Source organism: Pseudomonas sp. NY5710, from assembly GCF_013305665.1.
GTDB lineage: Bacteria > Pseudomonadota > Gammaproteobacteria > Pseudomonadales > Pseudomonadaceae > Aquipseudomonas > Aquipseudomonas juntendi.
The window spans coordinates 4,109,846-4,136,206 of sequence record NZ_CP045554.1 but is presented as its reverse complement, the minus strand read 5'-3'; the positions used below and the strand labels follow the sequence as shown (position 1 = coordinate 4,136,206).

The 26,361-nt window shown below is 63.1% G+C and carries 24 protein-coding genes; 10 read left to right on the top strand and 14 right to left on the bottom strand.

Translation table 11 applies throughout. The features are described from left to right. Positions 1–16: 16 nt before the first annotated feature. Entirely contained in the window at positions 17–1,063 is a 1,047-nt protein-coding gene (gene pyrC / locus GEV39_RS19115; protein ID WP_173890848.1) for a dihydroorotase, read from the bottom strand. A 130-nt stretch (positions 1,064–1,193) separates the two neighbouring features. Here pyrC and GEV39_RS19110 point away from each other — a divergent pair, with 130 nt between their 5' ends. After that, entirely contained in the window at positions 1,194–2,129 is a 936-nt protein-coding gene (locus GEV39_RS19110) for a flagellar protein MotY (RefSeq protein ID WP_173890847.1), read from the top strand. Positions 2,130–2,300: 171 nt separating this feature from the next. Next, entirely contained in the window at positions 2,301–3,518 is a 1,218-nt protein-coding gene (locus GEV39_RS19105) for an argininosuccinate synthase (protein ID WP_029886602.1), read from the top strand. A gap of 239 nt (positions 3,519–3,757) precedes the next feature. Here GEV39_RS19105 and GEV39_RS19100 read toward each other — a convergent pair whose 3' ends face one another. Beyond that, the gene (locus GEV39_RS19100) at positions 3,758–4,231 is read right to left on the bottom strand and encodes a hypothetical protein (protein ID WP_173890846.1); all 474 of its coding nucleotides are present in this window, start codon (positions 4,229–4,231) and stop codon (positions 3,758–3,760) included. Between the two features lie 362 nt (positions 4,232–4,593). On the opposite strand from GEV39_RS19100, the gene GEV39_RS19095 reads away from it, so the two are divergent. Then, complete coding sequence (locus GEV39_RS19095; protein ID WP_009684566.1) at positions 4,594–5,217, top strand: response regulator transcription factor; 624 nt, start codon at positions 4,594–4,596, stop codon at positions 5,215–5,217. A 46-nt stretch (positions 5,218–5,263) separates the two neighbouring features. On the opposite strand, the gene GEV39_RS19090 is transcribed toward GEV39_RS19095, so the two are convergent. The 3 genes from GEV39_RS19090 to metG all read right to left on the bottom strand — a co-directional run bounded on the left by GEV39_RS19090 (position 5,264) and on the right by metG (position 8,316). Beyond that, on the bottom strand, positions 5,264–5,440 hold the full coding sequence (locus GEV39_RS19090; protein WP_173890845.1) for a PA3496 family putative envelope integrity protein: 177 nt from the start codon (positions 5,438–5,440) through the stop codon (positions 5,264–5,266). A 104-nt stretch (positions 5,441–5,544) separates the two neighbouring features. Then, positions 5,545–6,183 (bottom strand): endonuclease III, encoded by a 639-nt coding sequence (gene nth, locus GEV39_RS19085; protein WP_173890844.1) that lies wholly within the window; start codon positions 6,181–6,183, stop codon positions 5,545–5,547. A gap of 93 nt (positions 6,184–6,276) precedes the next feature. Then, positions 6,277–8,316 carry a methionine--tRNA ligase gene (gene metG, locus GEV39_RS19080; RefSeq protein ID WP_173890843.1) on the bottom strand — a complete coding sequence of 680 codons (2,040 nt, stop codon included), beginning with the start codon at positions 8,314–8,316 and terminating at the stop codon, positions 6,277–6,279. A gap of 157 nt (positions 8,317–8,473) precedes the next feature. On the opposite strand from metG, the gene apbC reads away from it, so the two are divergent. After that, on the top strand, positions 8,474–9,568 hold the full coding sequence (gene apbC / locus GEV39_RS19075) for an iron-sulfur cluster carrier protein ApbC (protein WP_173890842.1): 1,095 nt from the start codon (positions 8,474–8,476) through the stop codon (positions 9,566–9,568). Positions 9,569–9,750: 182 nt separating this feature from the next. On the opposite strand, the gene GEV39_RS19070 is transcribed toward apbC, so the two are convergent. Further along, positions 9,751–9,960, bottom strand: coding sequence for a cold-shock protein (locus GEV39_RS19070; protein ID WP_003254922.1), 210 nt, complete (start codon positions 9,958–9,960; stop codon positions 9,751–9,753). A gap of 327 nt (positions 9,961–10,287) precedes the next feature. On the opposite strand from GEV39_RS19070, the gene dcd reads away from it, so the two are divergent. After that, positions 10,288–10,854, top strand: coding sequence for a dCTP deaminase (dcd, locus tag GEV39_RS19065; protein ID WP_009684571.1), 567 nt, complete (start codon positions 10,288–10,290; stop codon positions 10,852–10,854). 92 nt (positions 10,855–10,946) lie between these two features. Beyond that, positions 10,947–11,174, top strand: coding sequence for a hypothetical protein (locus GEV39_RS19060; RefSeq protein ID WP_009684572.1), 228 nt, complete (start codon positions 10,947–10,949; stop codon positions 11,172–11,174). Positions 11,175–11,181: 7 nt separating this feature from the next. On the opposite strand, the gene pdeM is transcribed toward GEV39_RS19060, so the two are convergent. The 7 genes from pdeM to GEV39_RS19025 all read right to left on the bottom strand — a co-directional run bounded on the left by pdeM (position 11,182) and on the right by GEV39_RS19025 (position 22,289). Continuing rightward, complete coding sequence (gene pdeM, locus GEV39_RS19055; protein WP_173890841.1) at positions 11,182–11,838, bottom strand: ligase-associated DNA damage response endonuclease PdeM; 657 nt, start codon at positions 11,836–11,838, stop codon at positions 11,182–11,184. Then, complete coding sequence (locus GEV39_RS19050; protein WP_173890840.1) at positions 11,835–14,282, bottom strand: ligase-associated DNA damage response DEXH box helicase; 2,448 nt, start codon at positions 14,280–14,282, stop codon at positions 11,835–11,837. Before GEV39_RS19050 ends, pdeM begins: the two co-directional genes overlap by 4 nt. Before the next feature lie 67 nt (positions 14,283–14,349). Continuing rightward, positions 14,350–15,465: a succinylglutamate desuccinylase/aspartoacylase family protein gene (locus GEV39_RS19045; protein WP_173890839.1), complete on the bottom strand. Its 1,116-nt coding sequence runs from the start codon at positions 15,463–15,465 to the stop codon at positions 14,350–14,352. Positions 15,466–15,622: 157 nt separating this feature from the next. Continuing rightward, positions 15,623–17,281: an ATP-dependent DNA ligase gene (locus GEV39_RS19040; RefSeq protein WP_173890838.1), complete on the bottom strand. Its 1,659-nt coding sequence runs from the start codon at positions 17,279–17,281 to the stop codon at positions 15,623–15,625. Further along, entirely contained in the window at positions 17,278–18,294 is a 1,017-nt protein-coding gene (locus GEV39_RS19035; RefSeq protein ID WP_173890837.1) for a ligase-associated DNA damage response exonuclease, read from the bottom strand. Before GEV39_RS19035 ends, GEV39_RS19040 begins: the two co-directional genes overlap by 4 nt. Before the next feature lie 109 nt (positions 18,295–18,403). After that, positions 18,404–20,845: a penicillin acylase family protein gene (locus GEV39_RS19030; RefSeq protein ID WP_173890836.1), complete on the bottom strand. Its 2,442-nt coding sequence runs from the start codon at positions 20,843–20,845 to the stop codon at positions 18,404–18,406. Between the two features lie 103 nt (positions 20,846–20,948). After that, entirely contained in the window at positions 20,949–22,289 is a 1,341-nt protein-coding gene (locus GEV39_RS19025) for an aminotransferase-like domain-containing protein (protein WP_173890835.1), read from the bottom strand. A gap of 180 nt (positions 22,290–22,469) precedes the next feature. Here GEV39_RS19025 and GEV39_RS19020 point away from each other — a divergent pair, with 180 nt between their 5' ends. Genes GEV39_RS19020 through GEV39_RS19005 form a run of 4 tightly spaced genes read left to right on the top strand, consistent with a single transcriptional unit; the run spans position 22,470 to position 26,066 of the window. After that, positions 22,470–23,174, top strand: coding sequence for a serine O-acetyltransferase (locus GEV39_RS19020; RefSeq protein WP_173890834.1), 705 nt, complete (start codon positions 22,470–22,472; stop codon positions 23,172–23,174). Next, complete coding sequence (locus GEV39_RS19015) at positions 23,171–23,959, top strand: alanyl-tRNA editing protein (protein WP_173890833.1); 789 nt, start codon at positions 23,171–23,173, stop codon at positions 23,957–23,959. The genes GEV39_RS19020 and GEV39_RS19015 overlap by 4 nt, the downstream gene beginning before the upstream one ends. Beyond that, on the top strand, positions 23,956–25,167 hold the full coding sequence (locus GEV39_RS19010; protein WP_173890832.1) for an MFS transporter: 1,212 nt from the start codon (positions 23,956–23,958) through the stop codon (positions 25,165–25,167). The genes GEV39_RS19015 and GEV39_RS19010 overlap by 4 nt, the downstream gene beginning before the upstream one ends. After that, positions 25,164–26,066, top strand: coding sequence for a pyridoxal-phosphate dependent enzyme (locus GEV39_RS19005; RefSeq protein ID WP_173890831.1), 903 nt, complete (start codon positions 25,164–25,166; stop codon positions 26,064–26,066). The genes GEV39_RS19010 and GEV39_RS19005 overlap by 4 nt, the downstream gene beginning before the upstream one ends. A gap of 93 nt (positions 26,067–26,159) precedes the next feature. Here the strand turns inward: GEV39_RS19005 and GEV39_RS19000 are convergent, their stop codons facing one another. Next, a complete protein-coding gene (locus tag GEV39_RS19000) occupies positions 26,160–26,357 on the bottom strand; it encodes an SEC-C metal-binding domain-containing protein (RefSeq protein WP_173890830.1) in 198 nt (65 codons plus the stop codon). Positions 26,358–26,361 lie beyond the last annotated feature (4 nt).

Below are 26,361 nucleotides of genomic sequence, written 5' to 3'. Positions count from 1 at the left end.
TCGTAGAGGTCTTCGCTCACGCGTTTTCCTCCAGCAGGCGCCAGCGCAGTTTCTCGCCAGCGCGCAACGGAACCACGGTTTGCTCGCCGAATGGCAGGCTGTCCGGGGCAGTCCATTCTTCGCGGACCAGGGTGATGGTGTCGGTATTCGCCGGCAGGCCATAGAAAGCTGGGCCGTGCAGGCTGGCAAAACCTTCCAGCTTGTCCAGCGCGTTGCGTTGCTCGAACGCCTCGGCGTACAGCTCGATAGCCGCGTAGGCGGTGTAGCAGCCGGCGCAGCCGCAGGCCGCTTCCTTGGCGTGACGGGCGTGCGGGGCCGAGTCGGTACCGAGGAAGAACTTCGGGTTGCCGCTGGTGGCTGCATCCAGCAGTGCCACCTGGTGAGTGTTGCGCTTGAGGATCGGCAGGCAGTAGAAGTGTGGACGAATGCCACCGACCAGAATGTGGTTGCGGTTGTACAGCAGGTGTTGCGCGGTGATGGTCGCGCCAACATTGGCCGGTGCCTCTGTGACGAACTGCGCGGCATCGCTGGTGGTAATGTGTTCGAACACCACTTTCAAGGCCGGGAAGCGCTCGACCAGGCGGCGCATGTGCTCGTCGATGAAGCGCTTCTCGCGGTCGAACACGTCGATTTCGCTGCGGGTCACTTCGCCGTGCACCAGCAGCGGCATGCCGACCTCCGCCAATGCCTCGATGGCCGGGAAGATATTGTCGATACTGGTCACGCCCGAATCGGAATTGGTCGTGGCGCCCGCCGGGTACAGCTTGGCGGCATACACGATACCGCTGGCCTTGGCGGCACGCACATCTTCGGGGCTGGTACGGTCGGTGAGGTACAGGACCATCAGCGGCTCGAAGCGGCTGCCTGCCGGGCGGGCAGCGAGGATGCGTTCACGGTAGGCACCGGCCTCGGCGGCGTTGCGTACCGGCGGAACCAGGTTGGGCATGATGATGGCGCGGGCGAAAGTACGCGCCACATCGCCAACGGTGTGGGGCAGGACGGCACCATCACGCAGATGGATGTGCCAGTCGTCGGGGCGCAGGAGGGTCAGGCGATCGGACATTGGGGATTCCAGGCGGGTCGAACTCAAGCCCCAATGCTACCGGAAAACCCTGGGCCGAGCACGGCTATCAAGTTTTCCGGTCGGCGTCCGATAGCCTGCAGGTAAGCCGTTGAAATTTGTGGAGCCGCCCGTGCGCCAGCGTTACTTGACCCTGTTGACCCTGTTCGCCAGCCTGCCGGCTGCCGCGCTGACTTTCCAGACGCGCATGGAGAACATTGCCTGGAAGGTCGAGGGTGACCTGTTCGAGTGCCGGCTGATCCAGCCGATCGATGGCTTTGGCAGTGGTGAATTCGTACGCCGGGCGGGCGAGCAGGCAGTGTTCCAGCTGCGCTCGGCCAGCAACGTGCTGGGTGCCGGCAATGCCAGCCTGCTGGCGGCCGCGGCGCCCTGGCAACCCGGTCGTGGTGATATCAACCTGGGTAGCGTGCGCATGGCCCGTACCGGCGTGTTGTTCAGTTCGTCGCAAGGCCAGGCCAGCCGCCTGATCAATGGCTTGCTCGACGGGCGCAGCACGGTGGTGCGCACGTACACCGGCGAAGCGGGCCGGCCCATGGAAGTGCGGGTACTGCCGGTGAGCTTTGCCAAGGCCTACAGCGACTACCAGGTGTGTGCCGCCAAGCTGCTGCCCATGAACTACGACCAGGTGCGCCAGACCCAGGTCGGTTTCCCGGGCGGGGGCATCGAACTGGATGACGCGGCCAAGGCCAGGCTGGATGTGATTCTCGAATACATGAAGGCCGACCCGTCGGTGAACCATGTCGAGCTCAACGGTCACTCCGACAACAGCGGTAACCGCCTGACCAACCGCGACCTGTCACGCCGCCGGGCGTTGGCGGTGGCGGACTATTTCAAGGCTCATGGTGTCAAGGATGAGCAGATCACCTTACGCTTCCACGGCGAGCGCTACCCGGTGGCCAAGAACAACACTGCAGCCAACCGGGCGCGGAATCGGCGAGTGAACATCGAGCTGGACCGGGTGTTGGTGCCTGAAAAGCCGGTGGAGAAGCCGGCGGAGCAAGCGCCGCCGGCTGCGGCTGCTGCTGCTGCGCCGCTTAGGCAACCCTGATGTCGGATGGCAGCGTGCACCAAAGAACCGCCATTTGCCTGCCGTATGACCGTCCGTCGCCCCTGTGAAAGTTCTTGTCGCTTTGTCGTCAGAAGCTGTCGCGCCACTGTAAATTTATCGTTAACGCCGTTAGAATCGGTCCTTTTCCGTACAACCCCGTGGAGTGATGGCATGGCGGACGTAAAAAAGGTCGTACTGGCGTATTCCGGCGGCCTTGATACTTCGGTGATTCTCAAGTGGCTGCAGGATACCTACAACTGCGAAGTGGTGACTTTCACCGCTGACCTCGGTCAGGGCGAAGAGGTCGAACCGGCCCGTGCCAAGGCCCAGGCAATGGGTGTTAAAGAGATCTACATCGACGACCTGCGCGAAGAGTTCGTGCGTGATTTCGTGTTCCCGATGTTCCGCGCCAACACCGTCTACGAAGGTGAGTACCTGCTGGGTACTTCCATCGCCCGTCCGCTGATCGCCAAGCGCCTCATCGAAATCGCCAACGAAACCGGTGCAGACGCCATTTCCCATGGCGCTACCGGCAAGGGTAACGACCAGGTGCGTTTCGAGCTGGGTGCCTACGCGCTCAAGCCTGGCGTAAAGGTTATCGCCCCATGGCGCGAGTGGGACCTGCTGTCGCGCGAGAAGCTGATGGACTACGCCGAAAAGCACGGTATCCCGATCGAGCGCCACGGCAAGAAGAAGTCGCCGTACTCGATGGACGCAAACCTGCTGCACATCTCCTACGAAGGCGGTGTCCTGGAAGACACCTGGACCGAGCACGAAGAGGACATGTGGCGCTGGAGTGTCTCGCCTGAGAACGCCCCGGACCAGGCCACTTATATCGAACTCACCTACCGCAACGGTGACATCGTTGCCATCGACGGCGTCGAGAAAACCCCGGCAACCGTTCTGGCCGACCTGAACCGTATCGGCGGTGCCAACGGCATCGGCCGCCTCGACATCGTCGAAAACCGCTATGTCGGTATGAAGTCGCGTGGCTGCTACGAGACGCCTGGCGGCACCATCATGCTCAAGGCTCACCGTGCCATCGAGTCGATCACCCTGGACCGTGAAGTCGCTCACCTCAAAGACGAGTTGATGCCCAAGTACGCCAGCCTGATCTACACCGGTTACTGGTGGAGCCCGGAGCGCGTGATGCTGCAGCAGATGATCGACGCCTCGCAGGTCAACGTGAACGGTGTGGTGCGGCTGAAGCTGTACAAAGGCAATGTCACCGTGGTTGGCCGTAAATCGGATGATTCGCTGTTCGACGCCAACATCGCCACCTTCGAAGAAGATGGCGGCGCCTACAACCAGGCCGACGCTGCTGGCTTCATCAAGCTCAACGCCTTGCGTATGCGCATTGCCGCCAACAAGGGCCGTTCGCTGCTCTGATCGCTGGCTCGTGCCATGAAAGAACCCGGCTGCGGCCTAATGCCGGTCAGTTAAGTGTTACCGGGGCTGCTTTGCAGCCCTTCGCGGGCACGCCCGCACCCACGAGTTTGGCGCTGAACTGCGCGATCCCCTGTGGGAGCGGGCGTGCCCGCGAAGGGTCGCTAAGCGGCCCCAAATTACTTAACTGACTGGCATTAGGCTGCGGCCGGGTTTTTTGTGCCTGCTCGAAATGAAGATACTCAACTGCATGGGTTCGTGGCCGCACTGCTCAGCGGGCTGATGGACAATTGCGCGCATTGGCCTTTATCCACATTGCAAAACCGCCAGGTGCGGGGCGGCGTTGGTGGTTGCGCGAGCGCTTGCAACAGCTGCTGTTCCATCAGGTGACAGGCATCCGGGCCAGAAAACATGAAGGTTACGGGCTCGCCTGGCAACCCCTCCTGCGGCATGGCAGCGAGGGCTTCACTGCTGGGCGGGGGCGCGCTGTCCGGTGCTGTTTTGTTGGGTGACGGGCTGTAGAACGACTTGTAGTTGAAGTTGAGCGTCAAGAAGAACAGCGCGGTAAGGAAGAAGGGGAAGCCCACCAGAAACCAGGTGTAAAGCTTCTGGCTGGACTCGCTGAGAAACGGCAATGTGGCCAGGGCGGAGGCTTCGATGATGCCGGCGAAGATGGCAATGATCGTCAGCGGGGCGACAGGTTGTGCTTGGGTCATGGTGGCTGCCTCCAGCGGTTTTGCCCATCTTTGCCTTACTGCGTCGGGCAACTAAAGACTGGACTACTTCCCGGTGCGCGCTCATCGACAAAGTCCCCCTGATCCTGTGCTTTATCCCAAGGTAGGGAAGTGCGCAGCCCCTGTCAGTCTACGCGCAAGTGCTAATGGTCGCCGTACAAACACTTGTATTCGGTAATAAGGAATTTGTTTGTTACAACCATAGTCACGATGTGTAGGAAGTTTCTGCAAGTGTTGTAGGTTTTGTCTGCGCATGAGTTTCGTCGGCAAATCGCCGCGCCATTCGTCGTTCTGTCAGTTATCTTGGCGTGCCAAAGCCACAACAGTGAATGAATGGATGTCGCATGAATAAAGTGCTTATCGTTGATGATCATCCGGTCATACGCCTTGCCGTGCGCATGCTGATGGAGCGGCATGGGTATGACGTCGTGGGGGAGACCGACAATGGGGTGGCTGCATTGCAGCTGACGCGGCAACACCTGCCGGATATCGTGGTGCTGGATATCGGTATACCGAAGCTCGATGGCCTGGAGGTGATTGCCCGCATGGCGAGCTTCAGCCCGGGCAGCAAGGTGCTGGTGCTGACGTCGCAGGCACCCGGCAATTTTTCGATGCGCTGCATGCAGGCGGGGGCGGCGGGTTATGTATGCAAGCAACAGGAGCTTACCGAGCTGTTGAGCGCAATCAAGGCGGTGCTCTCGGGCTACAGCTATTTCCCTAATCAGGCCCTGCATGCGGCCCGTGGCAGGGGCACGGGCAGCGAGGTGGACATGGTCAACCGCCTCTCGGCCCGGGAAATGACCGTGTTGCAACAGTTGGCGCGCGGGCGTTCTAACAAGGAAATTGCCGACAGCATGTACCTGAGTAACAAGACGGTCAGTACCTACAAGTCACGGCTGTTGCTCAAGCTCAATGCACGGTCGTTGGTAGACCTGATCGAGTTGGCACAACGGCAAGGGCTGAGCTGAGCACAGGCCATGAAGCCTCCCGGCTGGAGGCTTTGCCAAGGCGGGGCTACAGGTCGTAATCGAAATCGGCCAGTTGTTTCTGCAGGCGCCGTTCTTCGAGCATGTTGTCGATGGTGCGGCGCTTGCTGAGGTTGGTTTTTGCAGGTTCCACGGGGGGCTCCGCGTCATCGTCTGCGGCAACAAAATCATCTTCGATCGACAGGTCGTCTTTATCGGTGCTCATGAGTCGCTCCAAGCCAAGGGGCTGTTGGCCGACCTTATAACCAGAAAGCAGCCGCTGGTAAAAAAGATTTTTTCAATCGCGTGCAGTGGTTTTCAGCTATCCGCTCAATCGTCGGAAGTTTTGTGCTTGTACTCGCACAGGTCTTCGATCCTGCAGCTGCCGCACCTTGGCTTGCGTGCCTGGCACACATAGCGGCCATGGAGAATCAGCCAGTGGTGGGCGTCCAGCAGGTAGTCCCTGGGTACGAACTTGACCAGTTTCTTTTCCACTTCCAGCACAGTCTTGCCCGGCGCTATGCCCGTACGGTTGCTGACCCTGAAAATATGCGTATCGACGGCCATGGTCGGCTGGCGGAACGCCGTGTTCAGCACCACGTTCGCCGTTTTGCGGCCGACACCCGGCAGTGCCTCCAGCGCCTCACGGGTCTGGGGTACCTGGCTACCGTGACGCTCGATCAGTAAGCGGCAGGCTTCGATGACGTTTTTGGCCTTGCTGTTGTACAGCCCGATGGTCTTTATGTATTCGCTGAGGCCTTCGACGCCCAGGGCATAGATGGCCTCGGGGGTATTGGCGACGGGGAACAGGCGCGCAGTGGCCTTGTTGACGCCGACGTCGGTCGATTGCGCGGACAGTGTCACTGCCACCAGCAATTCAAATGGCGTGGTGTAGGCCAGCTCGGTTTTCGGGTCGGGGTTGTCTTCATGCAGCCTGCGAAAAATCTCCAGGCGTTTGGCGGCGTTCATGAATCAGAGCTTTCCTTGATGGCGCGCACAGACCGGGATTGCCCCGGCCCGCCGCAGAAGCCAACGGGGCTGCCAGGCAGCCCCCACGGTCAATTACTTGATGCGCTGGCCTGGCTTGGCGCCGCTGTCCGGGCTCAGCAGGTAGATCTCTTCACCACCAGGGCCTGCCGCCATGACCATCCCCTCGGACACGCCAAAGCGCATTTTCCGCGGTTTCAGGTTGGCGACCATCATGGTCAGGCGGCCTTCAAGCTTGGATGGGTCCGGGTACGCCGACTTGATGCCGGAGAACACATTGCGGCGCTCATCCCCGATGTCCAAGGTCAGCTGCAGCAGCTTGTCAGCACCCGCCACGGCTTCGGCCTTGACGATCAACGCCACACGCAGATCCACGGCGGCAAAGGTGTCGAACTCGATTTCTGCCGACAGCGGGTCCTTGGCCAGCTCGCCGTTGCCTGCCGGGGCCTTGGGTTCGGCGGCCAGCAGGTCTTCCTTGCTGGCGGCAACCATGGCTTCGACCTTGGCCAGCTCGATACGGCTCATCAGTGCCTTGAACGGGTTCAGCGTGTGGTTTTCCAGGCGCGACAGGTGGTCGTTCCAGGTCAGCGGGGCCACGTTGAGGAAGGCCTCGGCGTCGGCAGCCAGCAGCGGCAGTACCGGCTTGAGGAAAATGACCAGCTGGCGGAACAGGTTGATGCCCTGGGCGCAGATTGCCTGCACTTCGTCCTGCTTGCCCTCCTGCTTGGCCAGCGACCACGGCGCCTTGTCAGCGATCCAGGCATTGGCACGGTCGGCCAGCGCCATGATTTCGCGCATGGCGCGGCCGAAATCGCGGCCTTCGTAGGCCTCGGCAATGGACGGCGCGGCAGCCAGGAAGGCTTCGGTCAGTTCAGGCGCGGCATCACCGCTAACCATCACGCCCTGGTTACCCTTGTGGATGAAGCCGGCGCAGCGGCTGGCGATGTTGACCACCTTGCCAACCAGGTCAGAGTTGACCTTCTGCACGAAGTCTTCCAGGTTCAGGTCGAGGTCGTCGACGCCGCGGCCCAGCTTGGCGGCGTAGTAATAGCGCAGGTACTCTGGCTGCAGGTGGTCGAGGTAGGTACGGGCCTTGATGAACGTACCCCGCGACTTCGACATCTTGGCACCGTTGACGGTCAGATAGCCGTGCACATTGACGGCTGTCGGCTTGCGGAAGCCGGCGCCTTCGAGCATGGCTGGCCAGAACAGGGCGTGGAAGTTGACGATGTCCTTGCCGATGAAATGGTACAACTCGGCCTTGGAGCCCTCGCGCCAGAACGCATCGAAGTCTAGTTCCGGGCGGCGCGCGCAAAGGTTCTTGAAGCTGGCCATGTAGCCGATAGGCGCATCGAGCCAGACATAGAAGTATTTGCCCGGCTCACCCGGAATTTCGAAACCGAAGTACGGCGCGTCACGGGAGATGTCCCATTCCTGCAGGCCGGAGTCCAGCCATTCGGCCAGCTTGTTGGCGACCGCGTCCTGCAGCGTGCCGCTGCGGGTCCACTGTTGCAGCATGGCCTGGAAGTCGGGCAGCTTGAAGAAAAAGTGCTGAGAATCGCGCAGTACCGGGGTAGCCCCGGAAATGGCCGACTTGGGGTTCTTCAGTTCGGTCGGTGCGTAGGTTGCGCCGCATTTCTCGCAGTTGTCGCCGTACTGGTCTTCGGCCGCGCACTTCGGGCAGGTGCCCTTGATGAAGCGGTCAGCCAGGAACATGCCCTTTTCCGGGTCGAAGTACTGCGTCACCGAACGGGTGGCAATGTGCCCGGCCTCACGCAGGCGCGTGTAGATGAGGCTCGACAGCTCACGGTTTTCTTCGCTGTGGGTGGAGTGGAAGTTGTCGAATTCCACCAGGAAGTCAGCGAAGTCGCTGCTGTGTTCGGCCTGGACGTTGGCAATCAGCTGTTCCGGGGTGATGCCTTCCTTTTCCGCGCGCAGCATGATGGCCGAACCGTGGGCGTCATCGGCGCAGACGTAAATGCACTGGTTCCCGCGCAGCTTCTGGAAGCGTACCCACATATCCGTCTGGATGTACTCCAGCATATGGCCAAGGTGGATCGATCCATTGGCATAGGGCAGGGCGCTGGTGACGAGAATCTGACGTGGCTCGGACATGGTGGCTCGGCTACTTATCTGGCTCGGGGTAAAAATGAGGGTGATCGGCCACTATAAAGGGCTGGCGAAGATATTTCACCCCGCAAGCGCATCTGTTGATGATTGACGGGTTAGGATAGGCGCCTGTTTTACATTCAGTTTGCCAATGGGAGTCTCCATGAGTGCCGTCACCCGTGCCGCCATCGAAGGCGTGCTTCGCCAGTACACCGACCCCTACCTGAACCAGGATCCGGTCAGCGCCGGCTGCGTGCGCGCCATCGATATCCAGGGCGGGCACGTCAGCGTGCAGTTGCAGTTGGGCTATGCCGCCGGGCTGTTCAAGAACGGCTGGGCCCAGGTGCTGCAGACCGCCATCGGCAACCTCGAGGGCGTCAGCGGCGCCCAGGTGTCGATCGAGTGCGTGGTTGCCGCGCACAAGGCCCAGGCCCAGGTGCCAGCCATGGCCAACGTCAAGAACATCATCGCCGTGGCCTCGGGCAAGGGCGGCGTGGGCAAGTCGACCACTGCCGCCAACCTGGCCCTGGCGCTGGCCCGCGAAGGTGCCCGGGTGGGTATTCTGGATGCCGACATCTATGGCCCCAGCCAGGGCGTGATGTTCGGTATCGCCGAAGGCACCCGCCCGCAGATTCGCGAACAGAAGTGGTTTGTGCCGATCAAGGCGCATGGCGTGGAAGTGATGTCCATGGCGTTCCTGACCGACGACAACACGCCGATGGTCTGGCGTGGCCCGATGGTCTCGGGTGCGCTGCTGCAGTTGGTGACCCAGACCGCGTGGGACGACCTGGACTACTTGGTGATCGACATGCCACCGGGCACCGGTGACATCCAGCTGACGCTGGCCCAGAAGGTTCCGGTAGCCGGGTCGGTGATTGTCACCACGCCGCAAGATCTGGCCTTGCTCGATGCCCGCAAGGGCGTGGAAATGTTCCGTAAGGTCAACATCCCGGTATTGGGCGTGGTCGAGAACATGGCCGTGCACATCTGTTCCAACTGCGGCCACGCCGAGCACCTGTTCGGCGAAGGCGGTGGCGAGAAGCTGGCCAGCCAGTATGGCGTCGATCTGCTGGCCTCGCTGCCACTGTCGATGGTCATCCGCGAGCAGGCCGACAACGGCAAGCCGACCGCCATTGCCGAGCCGGAAAGCCAGATTGCCATGGTCTATCAGGAGCTGGCGCGCCAGGTAGGGGCGCGGATCGTGCTGCAGGAAGCTGCGGCGCCGGCGATGCCGAGCATCACCATCAGCGAAGATTGACCTGAGAACGAGCCGCCTGCTTTGCGGGCATGCCCGCTCCCACAAGGACTGCACAGCACTTGAAGCTGCGCGATCCCTGTGGGAGCGGGCGTGCCCGCGAAGAAGCCAGCGCCGAATTTCGACCAAGCATAAAAAAACCCGCCAGAAGGCGGGTTTTTTGAAAGCTAGGAAGCTAGATCGACTTAGGCGATCTGAACTTCTTCAGCCTGCATGCCTTTCTGGCCGCGGGTAGCGACGAAAGTAACAGCCTGGCCTTCTTTCAGGGTTTTGAAGCCGTCAGCTTGGATGGCTTTGAAGTGCACGAACAGGTCGTCGCCCGACTGAGGGGTGATGAAGCCGTAGCCTTTCTCATCGTTGAACCACTTAACAACACCGGATTGACGGTTGGACATTTTTCTGTCTCCTTGGACAATTTGATAACGGTCAGGAAACACCCTGACCGGGACTGAGCGCAAAGAGAGCAGAAAATTCAGCGATGGGCCGATCAGGATCGTGCATCAAACTAGAGATTCTCGGTGTCACGTGCAGCACAGTGGCGCCACCTTACCCCACTTTCCGCAACCTGCCAATGGTCTGAAGGCGGTTTAAGCAAATTCGGATCGACGGCGGCTGCAAGCCCCGCCCGGCGCGGGGTGAGGGATGGAACTTTAACCTGGGCGCCGGGACCGGTAAGATGCGCACCACGTTTTCCACCACGCAACTCTTCAGGACACCCCGCCATGAGCATCAAATCGGACAAGTGGATTCGCCGCATGGCGCAGGAACACGGCATGATCGAGCCGTTCGTCGAGCGCCAGGTGCGCGGCGAGCAGGACAGCCGTGTCATCTCTTTCGGTGTTTCCAGCTACGGCTACGACGTGCGCTGCGCCGACGAATTCAAGGTGTTCACCAACATCAACTCGGCGACCGTCGATCCGAAAAACTTCGACGCTGGCAGCTTCGTCGACATCAAGAGCGACGTGTGCATCATCCCGCCGAACTCGTTCGCCCTGGCGCGCACTGTCGAGTACTTCCGCATTCCGCGCGACGTGCTGACCATCTGCCTGGGCAAGAGCACCTACGCCCGTTGCGGCATCATCGTCAATGTCACCCCGCTGGAACCTGAGTGGGAAGGCCACGTGACCCTGGAATTCTCCAATACCACCACGCTGCCGGCAAAAATCTATGCCAACGAAGGCGTGGCGCAGATGCTGTTCCTGCAGTCCGACGAAGCGTGCGATGTGTCGTACAAGGACCGCGGCGGCAAGTACCAGGGCCAGCGCGGCGTGACCCTGCCGCGGACCTGAGCCGACGAGCGCGGGGAATTACCTGCGCTTTTGCCACTCCAACGAAGTACGCCGGTGCTCATGATGTGCATCGGTTTCGTCAGGAGCAGCCAATGAAACTCCATCCCGCAATCAGTGCCAAGCTGGCAGGTCTGCAGCCCAACCACATCGGGTTGTTGCCCTGGGCTTTGCTGGCGCATCCGTTGCCCATGCAGGCCGGGGGCGTGCCCCACCAGCCTGATCCCGATACGCCGCAGCCGGCGCAGCCAGGTGAATCGCCACCCATGGAACCGGGCGAGCCGACCTTGCCTGACGAGCCTCCACCAGCGCCTGTAGCGTGATGCGCTGCTAAATCGGCCAGACCCGGCCGGCACCAGCCAGGTAGACCTGGCTGGTGGGCAGTTGGGCAATTTCCCAGCCGCCGGTGAACTCGCCGAATGCGGGCAGCAGGCTTACCTGTTCGTCGATCAGAAAGCACGGCAGGCGCAGGCGTTGCCTGGCCCTGCCACGCAGGATGAATACTGGGTGCACGTGGCCGGCCAGCACCGGCCGTTGCGGGTGAGCATGCGGTTCGTGCTGCAGGGCGAAAGGGCCAAGCAGCCAAGGTTCATCCAGCACTGTGATGCCCAGCGTTTCTGGAGGATCGCCGGCGTTGTGATCGTGGTTGCCGCGTATCAGCACGATTTTCAGGCCAGGATGGCGGTCACGCCATGCCTGCAGGCGAGCCAGCGTGGCAGGTGCCCGCGCGCTGCGCGCGTGCAGGAAGTCGCCGAGTACGACCAGCTGTTCGCAGTCGTAGTGCGCCAGCAGGTCATCCAGCCGCGCCAGGGTCGCCTCGGTGGTGCCACGCGGCACCGGTTGGTGCAACGCGCGGTAACTGGCGGCTTTGCCGATATGCACGTCGGCCACCAGCAATGCACGCTGCGCCGGCCAGTAGATGGCCTTGTCCGGGAGCAGCCAGAGCTCCTGGCCGTAATGTTCGATGGCCTGATACTGTTGAGTCATTCCTTGTTCGCCGCCTGTTCCAGTTCTGCCACCATTCGCGCAATACGGTCCGCCAGCTTCTCGGTGCTCAACGTCTCGCGCATGCCCTCCACCAGCAAGGCGAACGCCAACGGCCCCGGCCGTTTCAAGGCCCGCAGGTCCAACTGCAAGCCGGCCATCTTCAACAGTTGGCGATGCAGGCGGTCAATTTCCAGTTCCTCGCTCAGCACCTCGTCACGGGCCTGGCCGAGCAGCAGGTTGCCTGCATCATGTTTGCGAAACACCTCGTAGAACAGGCCACTGGAGGCTTGAATCTGCCGCATGCTTTTCTGCGCCGCCGGATAGCCGCCAAACACCAGCCCGGCAATCTGGGCAATTTCCCTGAAGCGGCGTAGCGCCATTTCACCCGCGTTGAGGCTGGCCAGCACATCCTCCAGCAGCTGCTCGGTGCCCAGCGCCTGCGGCAAGTGTGTCGCCCAGTCCACGTGGGCAGGGCTGAGCAGCTCGAAGCCATAGTCATTCACGGCAATCGATACCGACAGGGGTTGGTGGCGGCTCACGCGCCAGGCAATCAGGTTGGCCAGGCCCAGGTTGGCCATGCGCCCGGCGAAGGGGTACAGGAACAGATGCCAGCCCTGGCGCGACTTGAAGGTCTCCGCGAGCAGGGTGGCCGTGGTGGGCAGAGCCGACCACTGGGCTTGCAGTGCCAGCAGCGGGCGCACGGCGCGCATTTCCGGGCCGGTAAAACGTTCGTGGGCGGCAGCGTCGAGCTGTTCGACCAGCGCATCGGCCAGCTCGCTCGACAAGGGCATGCGCCCGCCGTTCCAGCGTGCTATTGCAGCCTTGCGCGCGGTGCTGCGGCGTACGTAGGCGGTCATGTTTTCCACCCGCACCAGTTCCAGTACCCGCCCGGCGAATACCAGCGTATCGCCGGGCCGCAGGCGGGCGATGAAGGCCTCTTCGACACTGCCCAGCGTCTTGCCGCCGCCGCCCTTGCTCCAGTACTTGAGCTGCAGGCTGGCGTCGCTGACGATGGTGCCGATGCCCATGCGATGGCGCCGCGCCAGGCGCTCGCTGGCCACTCGATAAATGCCGTCGGCATGGCGCTCGACCCGCTGATAGTCGGGGTAGGCCGTCAGTGAACTGCCGCCGTGGCAGACAAAGTCCAGGGCCCACTGCCACTGGCTGTCGCGCAAGCCGGCGAACGCCCAGGTGCTGCGCACTTCGGCCAGCAACTCGTCGGCGCGAAAGCCACTGCCCAGGGCCATGCTGACCAAGTGCTGCACCAGTACGTCCATGCACAGCCGGGGGGAGAAACGCGCCTCGATGTGCCCGGCTTCCAGTGCCTGGCGAGCCGCTGCTGCCTCGACCAGCTCCAAGCTGTGGGTGGGCACAAGGGTTATTCGTGAGCGCCGCCCGGGGGCATGGCCCGAGCGGCCGGCCCTTTGCATCAGGCGTGCGATGCCCTTGGCCGAGCCGATTTGCAGCACCCGCTCCACGGGCAGAAAGTCTACCCCCAGGTCCAGGCTGGAGGTGCAGATCACCGCTTTCAGGCTACCCTGCTTGAGGCTGCGTTCGACCCAGTCGCGGGTTTCCCGGGCCAGCGAGGCATGGTGCAAGGCGATAAGGCCGGCCCAGTCGGGGCGGCTTTCAAGCAGGGCCTGGTACCAGAGCTCGGCCTGGGCCCGGGTATTGGTGAATACCAGGCAGCTGGCGCTGGCGTCGACCTCGCGGCTGACCTGGTCGAGCATTTTCAGGCCCATGTGCCCGGCCCAGGGAAACCGTTCAATGGCCCCGGGCAGCAGGGTATCGACCTGCAGTGCTTTGTCTTGCCGGCCTTGCACCAACAGGCCGCCCTCGGGCAGCAGCACATCCCGTGCATGTTGCAGGTTGCCCAAGGTGGCAGACAAACCCCAGGTCGGCAGGCCTGAGTGCCAGCGGCGCAGGCGCGCCAAGGCCAGCTGCAGCTGTACGCCGCGTTTGTTACCCAGCAACTCGTGCCATTCGTCGACCACGATCAAGCGCAGCGTGGCGAAATCGGCTTCGGCCTGGGCACGCGTCAGTAACAGGGTCAGGCTTTCCGGGGTGGTGACCAGCACGCTGGGCAGGCGCCGCGCCTGCCGGGCGCGCTCGGCACTGCTGGTGTCGCCGCTGCGTACGCCGACACTCCACGGCAAACCCAGCTCATCGAGGGGCGCTTGCAGGGCGCGCGCAGTGTCGGCGGCCAGGGCACGCATGGGCGTGATCCATATCACCTGCAGGGGGGCTGCCTGGCGCCCCTGTGCCTGGGCCTTGAATGCGCGCAGTGCCGCCAGCCACACCGCGTAGGTTTTGCCGGCACCGGTGCTGGCGTGCAGCAGGCCAGACTCGCCGCGCTCTACCGCCGCCCAGACCCGGCGCTGGAACGCGAACGGTTTCCAGCCACGTTTGCTGAACCAGGCGTTGGCGAGGTCGGTGGTCGGCATGGGGCGTAGGGTCCTTCGAAGGTTGTCTTGCTACAGACCACCCGCCGTCGGCAATGGTTTTACCGGATCAATTGCCCAGCAGGTAACCGCTTCGGCACACCTGCTCGCCGGCCACATGGGCGATGACCATGCCCGCGGTGGCCATGCGCCGTACGCTGCGGGCGTACAACAGGCCGGCCTGGCTATTGCGCACGGCAGTGACCCGGTCGCTGAGGGGGTCGATGACTTCGGCGATCAGTTGGCCTGCCGCCAGTTGTTGGCCTGGTTTGGCGTGGTACACCAGCAACCCGCCAAGGGGTGTCGCCACGGGTTCTACAGCGGCCAGCGGTGTGGCCGGGCGCGGCAGGGCGGGGAGTGCCGGCTTGGCACCCTCGATAATGCCGGCGTGGGTGAGGAAGTCCAGAATCGCCCCGCAATCCTTGCTGGCCAGTGCGTGACTGACGTCGGCCTGGCCGCGCAACTCGACCGTGACCGAGCAGCAGCCCAGCGGGATAGGGAAGCGTTTGCCGAAGCGCTGCTGCAACTGCCACCAGACCAGGCTGAAGCACTCGTCGAACGACTGCCCGCCCGAATCGGTGGCCAGCAGGCTGGCCTGTGCACCCAGGTAGCGGGCCAGCGGTTCGATCTGCGGCCAGGCGTCAGGTGTGGTGTACAGGTGCTCCACCGCTTCGAAATCGCAGTGCAGGTCCAGTATCAGGTCGGCATCGCAGGCCAGACGTTGCAGGATCAGGCGCTGGGCCTGCAGCGGCGTGCGCGCCGGGTGCGCATCCAGCCCACGGCGCAGGTACTCGCGGATCAGCGCAACGTTATGGGCAGGGTCCTGGCTCAGGTGCTCTTCGATCTGGTCGCCGATGGTGTCCGACAGGTCGACGAAGTTACGGTTGAAATTCTCGCCACTCTGTAGCTCGTAGCGCCCCAGTGGCGCGTCCAGCAGCACCTGCTCCAGGCCAACCGGGTTGGCCACCGGCACCAGGATGATTTCGCGCTGCAGGCGGCCTTGTTGTTCCAGTTCTGCAAGGCGCCGCTTGAGGTGCCAGGCGACCAGCATGCCGGGTAGCTCGTCGGCGTGCAGCGATGCCTGGATATAGACTTTGCCACCACCGCGGGGGCCGAAGTGGAAGCTGTGCAGTTGGCGGGTGATGCCCGGAACGGGTGAGAGCAGGTCGTGTGTTGAATGGTGCATGGTGGTCCTGGCTGCGTGGCGAAAACGGTCTGCGACACGGGTCGGCACACAGATAGAAGCACAGTTTTCGGCGTTGTGCCTGCACTGGGTTTGTCGAAACCCGGTGAGGGTGGCTGCGTGGGTTAACCCGCCCACACCGGGCCACCCAGCCAGCAACCTAGGCCAGCAAGGCCTGCAGCGTCGCCAGGTCGTCGGCCTCTTCCACCGGTTTGTCCAAGCGCCAGCGCAGCATGCGCGGGAAGCGCACGGCGATACCGCTCTTGTGCCGGCGGGACAGCGCGATGCCCTCGAAGCCTAGCTCGAACACCAGCGTGGGGGTCACGCTGCGCACCGGGCCGAAGGTTTCCACGGTGGTTTTGCGGATGATGCTGTCGACCTTGCGCATTTCCGCATCGCTGAGCCCTGAGTACGCCTTGGCAAACGGCACCAGTGCTCGCCCAGGCGTGCCGGCTGGCGCGTCCCACACGGCGAAGGTGTAGTCGCTGTACAGGCTGGCCCGGCGGCCGTGGCCCCGTTGGGCGTAAATGAGCACGGCGTCGACGCTGAAGGGGTCGATCTTCCACTTCCACCAGGTGCCCATGTCCTTGGTACGGCCCACGCCGTACAAGGCCTCACGCTGCTTGAGCATCAGGCCCTCGACGCCAAGGCTGCGGGATTGCTCACGCTGGCGGGCAAGGTCGGCCCAGTCCGGGCCTTCGAGCAGCGGCGACAGCAGTACCGGGGCAAGCGGGTGTTCTTCCACCAGGCGTTGCAACTGGGTGCGGCGTTCATGCTGCGGTCGGCTGCGCCAATCTTCGCCTTGCCACTCCAGCAAGTCGTAGGCTTGCAGCACGACAGGCGCGTCGGCCAGCAGCTTCTTGCCCAAGGTTTTGCGGCCAAGGCGCTGCTGCAGCAGCGCGAATGGCTGCACGGCCAGTTCCGTCGGTGACTCGCCCGGCTTCCAGACCAAGATCTCGCCATCCAGCACCACCCCATCAGGCAGTGTTTGCGCCAGGCCATGCAGCTCGGGAAAGCGCTCGGTGACCAGCTCTTCGCCCCGCGACCACACCCAAAGCTGGCCCTCGCGCTTGACCACCTGGGCACGGATGCCGTCCCACTTCCATTCGATCTGCCAGTCACTCGGCGGGCCGAGCAAGGCATCGAACTGCTCGCTGGGTTCCTGCAGTGGGTGGGCCAGGAAGAAGGGGTAGGGCTGGCCGCCGCGCTGACTGTGTTCATCGGCGGACTCCTCGGCGATCAGCTTGTGGTAGCTGGCGGCGCTGGGGCGGTGACTGATATCGGTATACCCAACCAGCCGCTGGGCTACGCGTTTGGCGTCCAGCCCGGCCAGTTGCGCCAGCGCACGGGTGACCAGCAGCTTGGACACACCCACGCGGAAGCTGCCGGTGATCAGCTTCAGGCATAGCATCAGGCTGGGGCGTTCCAGTTGCGCCCACAGCGCTGGCAGGCGTTCGCGGACCTGCTCCGGCGGCAGGCCCCGCAAAGGCAGCAGATGATTTTCAACCCAGGCTGCCAAGCCTTCATCGTTGCCTTCTGCATGCTGCGGCAGCAGCAATGAAATGGTTTCGGCCAGGTCACCGACTGCCTGGTAGCTTTCTTCGAATAGCCAGTCCGGCAGGCCGGCCATGGCCGTTGCCAGTTCGCGCAGCAGGCGCGTCGGCACCAACTGCCGAGGGCGCCCACCGGCCAGGAAATACACCGCCCAGGCAGCGTCTTCGGCGGGCGCGGTGGCGAAGTAATCACGCAGCGCTTCGAGCTTGGCATTGCTGGAAGTGGTCGCGTCCAGGCGCAGGTACAACGCAGCGAACGCTTTCATGGCGCAGGCTCGGGCGTGGCTGCATCGTCTTCGTCGCCATACTCGGTCACGAAGGCACGGGCATCCAGGCCTCGTTCGTTGAGGTAGCGCACCAACACATTGACCGAACCGTGGGTCACCATCACCCGTTCGGCGCCGGTCTGGCTGATGGCCCAGAGCAGGCCTGGCCAGTCGGCATGGTCGGAAAGCACAAAGCCCCGGTCCACACCGCGGCGCCTGCGTGTGCCGCGCAGCAGCATCCAGCCGCTGGCGAACGCGTCGCTGTAGTCACCGAAGCGGCGCATCCAGCTGCTGCCGCCGGCTGACGGCGGTGCCAGAACCAACGCCCGCCGCAGCATGGGGTCGTTGCGCGCGATGTCGCCGGCATAGCGGGTCTCGGGCAGATGCACACCGGCTTCACGGTACACCCGGTTGAGCGGTTCGACGGCGCCATGCACCAGGATCGGGCCGATGCTCGCGTCCAGGCCGTGCAGAATCCGCTGGGCCTTGCCGAAGGCGTAGCAGAACAGCACGCTGGCTTTGCCCAGCTCGCAATTGGCCCGCCACCAGGCGTTGATGCCGGCGAAGATCTCGCTTTGGCTTGGCCAGCGATAGATCGGCAAGCCGAAGGTCGACTCGGTGATGAAGGTGTGGCAGGGCACTGGCTCGAAGGGCGTACAGGTGCCATCAGGCTCGACCTTGTAGTCGCCGGAGGCCACCCAGACTTCGCCCTGGTACTCCAGGCGCACCTGCGCCGAACCCAGCACATGCCCGGCCGGGTGCAGGCTCAGGGTTACGCCGTGGTGCTGCAGGCGCTCACCGTAGGGCAGGGTCTGCAAATCGATGTGCTGGCCCAGGCGGCTGCGCAGGATGCCAGCGCCCGGGCTGGCGGTCAGGTAGTGGCCGTTACCGGTGCGGGCGTGGTCGCCGTGGCCATGCGTGATCACGGCGCGGTCCACGGGCCGCCACGGGTCGATGTAGAAATCACCGGGTGGGCAGTACAGGCCTTCGGGGCGTGCAATGACGAGGTCCATGGCGTAGGCGCTGGTTACCGAGAGTACTTGTTAGGAGCTCGGAACCGGCTCGGGAGTTCGAACCATTTCTTCGAGAGAAAGGGTCACAGGCTTCCATGCCCGGGTACGCCTACTTGCCCGGCACCAGCGTCAAGCGCTGGTTGCCATACGCTCGCGCGAAGTTCTGCTGTTGCAGCGGCAAGCTCATGAAGCGCCCTTTGAACCAGGCATCCAGCCCATCGCTGTAATGCGCGCTGGCCGGGTTGCCGGACTGGCCACTGCTGGTCAGCACCTGCAGCGGTTCGGTCTGGCCGAAGTCGACGATCATGCGCGCGGAGGCGGGCAGGTGGGTGGTGAAGTCACTGCCCCAGGCGTAAGGGGTGAGCGCAAGGGTAGTGAAGTCGCCACCTGCGGCTTGCGGCGAACGGCTGAGGGCATCGCCCAAGCCATGGTAGGCCGGCGCCGGCCAGTTGTACTGGTGCAGCTTGCCCCATTGCCAGGCGCGGCGGTCTGCGCCCAGCTGCGCAGTACCGGCATCCACCGCTGCCGCCAGGCTGCGGGCCAGAATGGCCGGCTTGTCTTCTTTCTGCGGGGTGTTGCGGTCATCCCAGAACGGGCTGTCGTCGCGCCCCAGCAGGTGATCGGCCTGTGCCGAGAACGACAACCGCGCGTTGCTTACGAAGGCCTGCCAGGCGGGGCTGGATGCAGGGCCGAGGTCATCGAGGAAGGTTTGCCGGGCGACTTCCTGCAGGAACAGTTCATACAGCGCGGCGTCTGCCGATACCGGGCTCAGGCGACCATCGAATGCCTTGAGCCGCGCCAATGCCTCGCCGGCCTTGTCGCGTTGTGCGCCTGGCAGGGCGTCGATTGCCTGCTTCAGCGGCTGGGCCATGCCGGGGGCGTCGAACATCTGCTTGAGCTGATTGGCCAGTAGCGTGACCTGGTCGTTCTGCAGGGCCATCAGGCTGCGGCTGTCATGGCGGCCATTGCCAGCCAGCTGGGCCAGGCGCTCGGCACGCTCAGGGTAGTACCAGGTGCTGGACAGCTGCATGCCGTAACCGCGCGGCTGGCTGCGCTGGTTGGCATGGCCGATCCAGCCAGCAGTGGGGTCCTGGTCGTACGGGTGCAGCATCGGGTCGGCGTAGCCGTCCCAGTCATAGCGCCCGTCCCAGCCTGGGGAGGGCAGCAGGCCCTGGCCTTCGCGGCGGTTGGGGTAGCGCCCGCTGACCTGCCAACCGATGTGCTCGGGCTCGGCGAAGACGAAGTTGAGGGCGGCCGCAGTGACCTCGCGGGTACTGTCGAAGGCGCGCTCAAGGTTGCCGGCACGGGTCAGGTCGAAGAGCGCATCCAGGCTCCGGTCGCCCTTGAACTGCGGCAAGTTCAGGGCCAGGCCCAGGTTGGCATTGGCGGGCTGGGCCAGCAGGGTGCCGTGGCGGGTGTCATACATCACTTCGCGCTGTGGCCGCTGGCCGCGCACGAAGAAGGTTTCGCTGCGCGCGCGGGCCGGCACCCACTTGCCATCTGCCAGGTAGCTCAGCTGGCTGCCCTGGCGGCGCAGTTGTTCGAGGAACAGGTCCTGGTTGTCGGCCATGACTGCGCTGCTGCTCCAGGCCAGTTTGCCGTTGTAGCCGGCCAACACGATCGGCAGGCCCGGCAGCGACAGGCCGGCAACCTGGTACTTGCTGGTGTGGATCTGCACCGGGCTGAGGGCCCAGGCGGCGCGGCTGTCACTGGCCAGCAGGCTTTTGCCGCTGCGGCTGCGTTGCGGGCCCAGGGCCAGGTTGGCCGAGCCAGGGCTACCGAGCAGGTCGAGGTCGGCCAGCTTCTGGCTGGCGGCCGCCAGTGCCGGCAGCCCCGGCAACTGGCTGGCCAGGTTGAGGCCCTTGAGCTTATCGACTTCGTTTGTAGCCAAGGGCTCGTCGGGCGCCCCGGGCAGCAGCCAGGCCAGTTTGTCGCTGCCGACTTTTTGCGCCAGGGTCAGGGCGCTGAGTTCCTCCTGCAGGTTCACCGACTGGCTGAACGCATACAGGCAGAAAAGCAGCGCCGAATCTTCAGGCTTCCAGTATTCGGGGCGATAGCCACTGTTGGCCAAATCCGCTGGCAGCTTGTCGCGGTAGCGGAACAGGTAGGCGTTGACCCCGCGTGCGTACACCTCGAAGAAGCGCTTGAGCCGTGGTGATGCGTCGGCGTATTGCTGGGCGGCGCTTTGCTTGAGGTTGGCGGCGCGCATCAGGCGGTCGATGTCGAGCGCTTCGCTGCCCGCCAGTTCCGCCAGGCGGCCTTGGGCCAGCAGGCGCATGGCTACCATTTGTTCGATGCGGTCGCCGGCATGCACATAGCCCAGGCTGAAAAGGGCGTCATGGAAATTGCTGCTTTCGATCAGCGGTGCGCCCACGGCGTTGCGCCGCACTGAAACGTTCTGCGCCAGGCCCTTGAGCGGCTGCACGCCGCTGGCGGGCGGCACGCTGCCCTGGTAGCCGCCTGTCTGGCAGCCGGCCAGCCCAAGCATGCCGAGCAGCGTGGCAGCGGTGGTGAACCGCGGGCGGAAATGAGGAAAGGCGGCGGCGGCCATGGCAAGGGCTCCTGCAGGGCGAGGCGAGTTCGCAAAGGCGCTAAGGTAGTGAGCGCGCAGGCGCCATGCAAGGTCCCAGGTCGGTTTATTTGCCGGTGGTGGGTCAAACTTCGAAGTGCCCCGCCAGGGCGTCGGAAAAATGCGTGCAATTGATGCGGGCGTAACGCCGGTAATCACGGCTGACAGCGAACGCCGAGCCGGGCATCAGCAGGATCTTGTGTTGCTCCAGCTTGCGCATCAACGGCTGCAGGTCAGGCAGTTGCGGGTGGTAGACCCAGAGGAACATGCCGCCCTGCGGCGCGATCTCGAATTGCCAGCCGCGCTCGAGCAGCAAGCGCTGCGTCTGTACTTGCTGGCGGATCAGCCGCTGCTGCACATCTTTCATGTGCCGGGCGTAGGTGCCGTCCGACAGGATGGTGTTGACGAAGCGCTCGCAAAACGCCGGCACGGCCACGCAGGTCAGCAGTTTCAGGCGGGTCAGCGGCTCGATCAGGTCCTGCGAGCAGGCGATGAAACCTACCCGTAACGACGCCGACAGGCATTTGGAAAAGCTGCCGATGTAGATGACCCGGTCCAGGTTGTCCAGTTCGGCAAACGTCTGGCGCACGGCCGGGCTGAAGTCGCCATATACGTCATCCTCGACCACGTAGAACTCGTGCTCCACGGCCAGGCGCAGCACGCTGAAGGCGTTGTGCGGGCTGATGTTGCTGCCAGTGGGGTTGTGGAACGTGCTGTTGCAGAAAAACGCCCTGACCTTGTGCCTGGCCAGGTAGCTGCGCATTTCTTCTACGTCTGGCCCGTCCTGGGTTCGGCGGATGCCGACCACCTGGCCGCCGGCCAGTTGGATCAGCTTGATCAGGTTGCCGTTGCCCGGCTCGTCGACGAACACATGGTCACCTGGCTTGATCAGCAACCGGGCGACCAGGTCCAGGCCCTGGGTGGCGCCAAGCGTGGTCAGCAACTGGTTGGGGCGCACTTCAACCCGGGTCAAGCGTTTCATGTGCACGCACAGCTGTTTGCGCATGGGCAGGTAGCCCTGAATATCGCCGTACTCGGCCAGCGAACTTTGCTCCAGCCGCGCCGTGCGCCGGATCGCCTTGGCCAGCAGCTCGGTGTCGCGCCACGCCGGGGGCAGCCAGCCGCTGCCGAGTTTGGTGTAGTGCTGACCGCCCTGCAGCAGCCGGAACAGCGGGTCGCCGGCCATGCACTCGGGTTCGTGGATCACGCTCGCCTGCCGGCTGCGGTTGGCGACAAAGTAGCCGCGCCCGGGCGAGGCGGTCAGCACCCCTTCGCTGACCAGCTGGGCATAGGTCGAGACCACGTCGTGGTAACTGAAGTCGACCGCCGCCGTGAGCTTGCGAATGGAGGGCATGCGCTGCCCAGGCAACCATTCCCCTGCATCCAGGCGTTGCTTGAGCAATTGATGAAGGCTGCAGGTGCTCATGGCAGGTTCCCAACCGTTAGAAAAAAAAGCCTAACAGTTAACGGAAATGCTTGTCGACTGTTCGTTTGCACGTGGCCATTACCTGCCACTATTCCCTCGTCGGAACTTTCGGCTGCCAGCCCTGGCAGCCCGTTTAACGTCTGTAAAGACCAGACAACTGGATATAGAGCCGTGCACCCTATGGACATGCAATCAGCCGTCATTGCCAGGCTTCCTGTGCCTGAAGAACTGGAGTCATTCAACGTTGTAAAAAACCTTGTGACCTCGGCGTTACTGGAGTGCTGTTCAATTGAAGAATTTGAAACGCTGAAACAAACCGATGTTATTGAACGGGTGGCGGAACAGGCCCATGACGACTTGTTGGCATTCGCCAGTAAAGACCCTGCCGCCGGCCGCGACCTGGTATTCATTGCCAGAACCTATACGTCCTACTCGGCGGTTTTGCATTATCGGCTTGCACACTGGGTGTACCGCCATGGCGCTTCGGTATATGGCGCCGGCGGGCAGTGCCTGGCCGCCATGATCTCGCGCCGCGGCAAGATGCTGTCGGGTGCAGAGATCCACTTCCGCAGCCGTATTGGCGCGCGCTTCATCATCGACCACGGCATGGGCACCGTCATTGGTGAAACCGCGACCATCGGTGACGACTGCTACGTGCTCGGCGGCGTCACCCTAGGGGCCCGCGGCATCAGCGGCAACCCTTCCAGCCCCCGCCACCCGACACTGGGCGACCGGGTACAGATCGGCGCGTTTGCCAGTGTGCTGGGGGCTATCCACATCGGTGACGGGGCCTTCATCGGGCCGGGCTGCATCGTTACCAAAGACGTACCTGCCGCTGCCCGGGTGCAGGTCAAAACATCATTGCAGGTGGTACTCGAGTCATGAATGCTCTGAATTACGAAGTTCTGCGCAATACCGAAAAACTGTATTACAAGGATCAGTATCTGTCCGCTGCAAGTACGCAAGTAACGCGCGTGCACAGCGACGGTATCGAGTTGCAAAGTACCGTGGCTTATCCGGAAGGCGGTGGCCAGGAAGCTGATCATGGAATCATTGAACTTCCGATCGGTAAGGTGCGCTTTGTCTGGGTCAAGAAACTCTATGGCAGCCCTATTCGCCTGGAAGGTTTCAAAGGCGGGAAACTGGGCGGCATCATTATTCACACCGTGCACCCGGACGACTTGCACTTGCTCGATGAAGTGACTGTCGATATGCCTGCCCGTGTGAGCATCGATATTCAACGGCGCGAGCGGCTAACACTCTCTCACAGTGCCAGCCACTTCCTGTATGCCGCTGCCATCGGCCTGCGTGAGGAACTGAAACAGTGGACCATCGGCTGCCACATCAAGGAGGACACGGCTCGGTTCGACTTTCTGGTCGAGGACGCCTTCACCGCTGAGGAGGTGATCGAGATAGAACGGCGCGCCAACGCACTGATCGGTCGCGACGCGCCCATCGAGCATTACGCCGTCCAGGGGCTGGAAGACGCTCGCTTGTGGACCTATAACGGCATCGAGATTCCGTGTGGTGGCACCCACCTCGATTCGCCAAGGCGCATAGGGCGCCTGAGCGTGAAGCGCAAACGGCTGGGCAAAGGCAAGGAGCGCCTGATCTGCGTATTCCCGGATGCCGAAATCGACCTTGGCGCCTACCACGAGCATGCCTTATGAACACTACCTTGCCGCGGCGCACCTACCTGTATTTCACCGCCCAGTCGATCAACCTGACCACCGCCGTGATGTCGGTGACCATGGCGGCCATCGTTGGCGCCGCACTGGCCCCTGACGCCGCATGGTCGACGGTACCGTATGGATTCCAGTTCCTGTGCCTGATGCTGGCAACCTACCCGGTTTCCAGGTTGATGAGCCGTATCGGCCGCAAGAAGGCCTTCATGCTGGGGGCCATTCCGCTGGTGGTGTCTGGGGTCAGCGGCTTTCTGGCGGTGGAGCACCAGCATTTTGCCACGCTGGTACTCAGCCACTCGGCGTTGGGTGTTTACATCGCCTTCGCCAACTTCAACCGCTTTGCCGCCACCGACAACCTTTCCCAGGCTCTCAAGCCAAAAGCCCTGTCGCTGGTCGTAGCGGGGGGCGTGATTGCCGCCGTGGTGGGCCCGACGCTCACCGAGTGGCTGCGCGACGTGGGTGGCTACCCACTGTTCTCGCTGTGTTATGCCGCGTTCATCGGCCTGGCGCTGTTGTCGTTGCTGATTGCAGTGTGCCTGCCCAACGACACCGCCCAGGCCGGTGCAACCGGCAGCGCTGCCACGTCGGCCAGCAGCCGCAGCGAGCCTTTGAGCCCCAGCGTGTTGGTGGCAATGGCAGTCGCGGCGCTGGGCTACGGCATCATGAACCTGCTGATGATCCAGGCCTCGATGCACATGAAGCATATGCACGAAGACTTTACCGACGTGCGCCTGGCCATCCAGTGGCACGTGATCGCCATGTTCGCCCCATCATTCTTCACCGGGGCGATCATCCAGCGCCTGGGCATCCGCACTACCATCTGCGCGGGCCTGGCCCTGTTGATCGGCTGCTCGGCGCTGAATATCTGGTCGCACAGCTACAGCATGATGACCGTGGCGCTGATCGCCTTGGGGCTGGGTTGGAACTTGACCTACGTCGGCGGCGGAGCCTTGTTGGCGCAGTCGCTGCAAAACAGCCCGGCAGCGATGCAGATGCAGGGCAAGAACGATCTGGGCATCGCCATCTGCGCCACCATCGGTGCGTTCAGCCCCGCGCTGCTGTTGAGCACCGTGGGCTGGGACGGCACCAACGCCATCTGCATGGCCCTGTGCATCGGCTTGCTGATCGCCACCGTTAGCCTGTTGCAGAACAAGGCTTGCCTGCAGACTTCCATGGAAGGCAGCCGAAAATGAGCGAACTCATCAACGTCAGCGAGCGCATCTACACCAAGCTGGAAATGAACAACCCCGGTGGCAGCCACAAGTACCGCGCCGCCCGGCGCATCGTTGAGCATGCCGTGCGCAATGGCGACATCATCCCCGGGGAGACCACGGTGATCGAAAAAACCGGCGGCAGTTTTGGCTTCGGCTTGCTGGCGGCATGCCACGCGTACCAAGTGGCCGTCGAGCTGGCGGTTGGGCTGAGTTTCAGCCAGACCAAGCGGGACTTGTTGGAATGCTTCGGCGCCCGGCTGATTGGCAAGGAAATGCTGATGGCCGGTGCCACGCCCAAGGACGTGGTGATGCACCACTTGGAAAACCAGGCCGCGCTGGGCAAGTCATACTTCTATACCGACCAGTTCAACAACCCGGTGGGTATCGAAGCGCACCGCTATCAGACAGCCAGTGAGCTGGCGCTGCAACTGAATAACGCGGGCGCCGGCAAGGACATCCTGTTCGTTGGCTGCGCAGGCACGGGCGCCAGTTTCACGGGCATTACCCTGGGGCTGAAGGATCACGGCTTCGAGGTGTCGACAGTGCTGGTCGACCCCAACGGCTGTGACTCCAAAGCCGGCGTATTCACCGAGCACCGCTTCGAAGGCATGGCGGTAGGCGTCAGCCCGCCATTTCTGGACTGGTCGCTGGTGGACGAACGGGCGCAGGTGCAGCATGCCGAAATGTTGGCAGCGCAACGTTGGTTCTACATGCAAAGCGGGGTCTTCGTCGGTAACACCGCCGCCGCCTGCCTGGCGGTTGCGCAGCGCATGGCCCAGCAGCCGCGCTATGCGGGGACCACCTTGGTGACCATCGCCTATGACGCCGGCCTGTGGTACCAGGACTTGCTGGGGGCGAACCGGCGCAAGGCCGCATAGCGCCAGGCACTGCGCGCAGGACTGGACCGGTTGCCAGGGGGGTATGGTGCGCGAAGCAGACGAGGTGGGCCATACCCCCACAGACGCGCTAGATCAGGCGCCGTGGCACTTCTTGAATTTTTTCTCGCTGCCGCACGGGCATGGGTCGTTACGGCCAACGTCCTTCAGGGCGTTGCGTACCGGCTCCTGATGGCTGTGGTTGCAGTGTGGGCCGTGGACATGGCCGTGGTCGTGGTGATGGTCATGGTCGTGGTTGCAGTCAGGGCCATGAACGTGGGGTTGTTGGGACATTGCA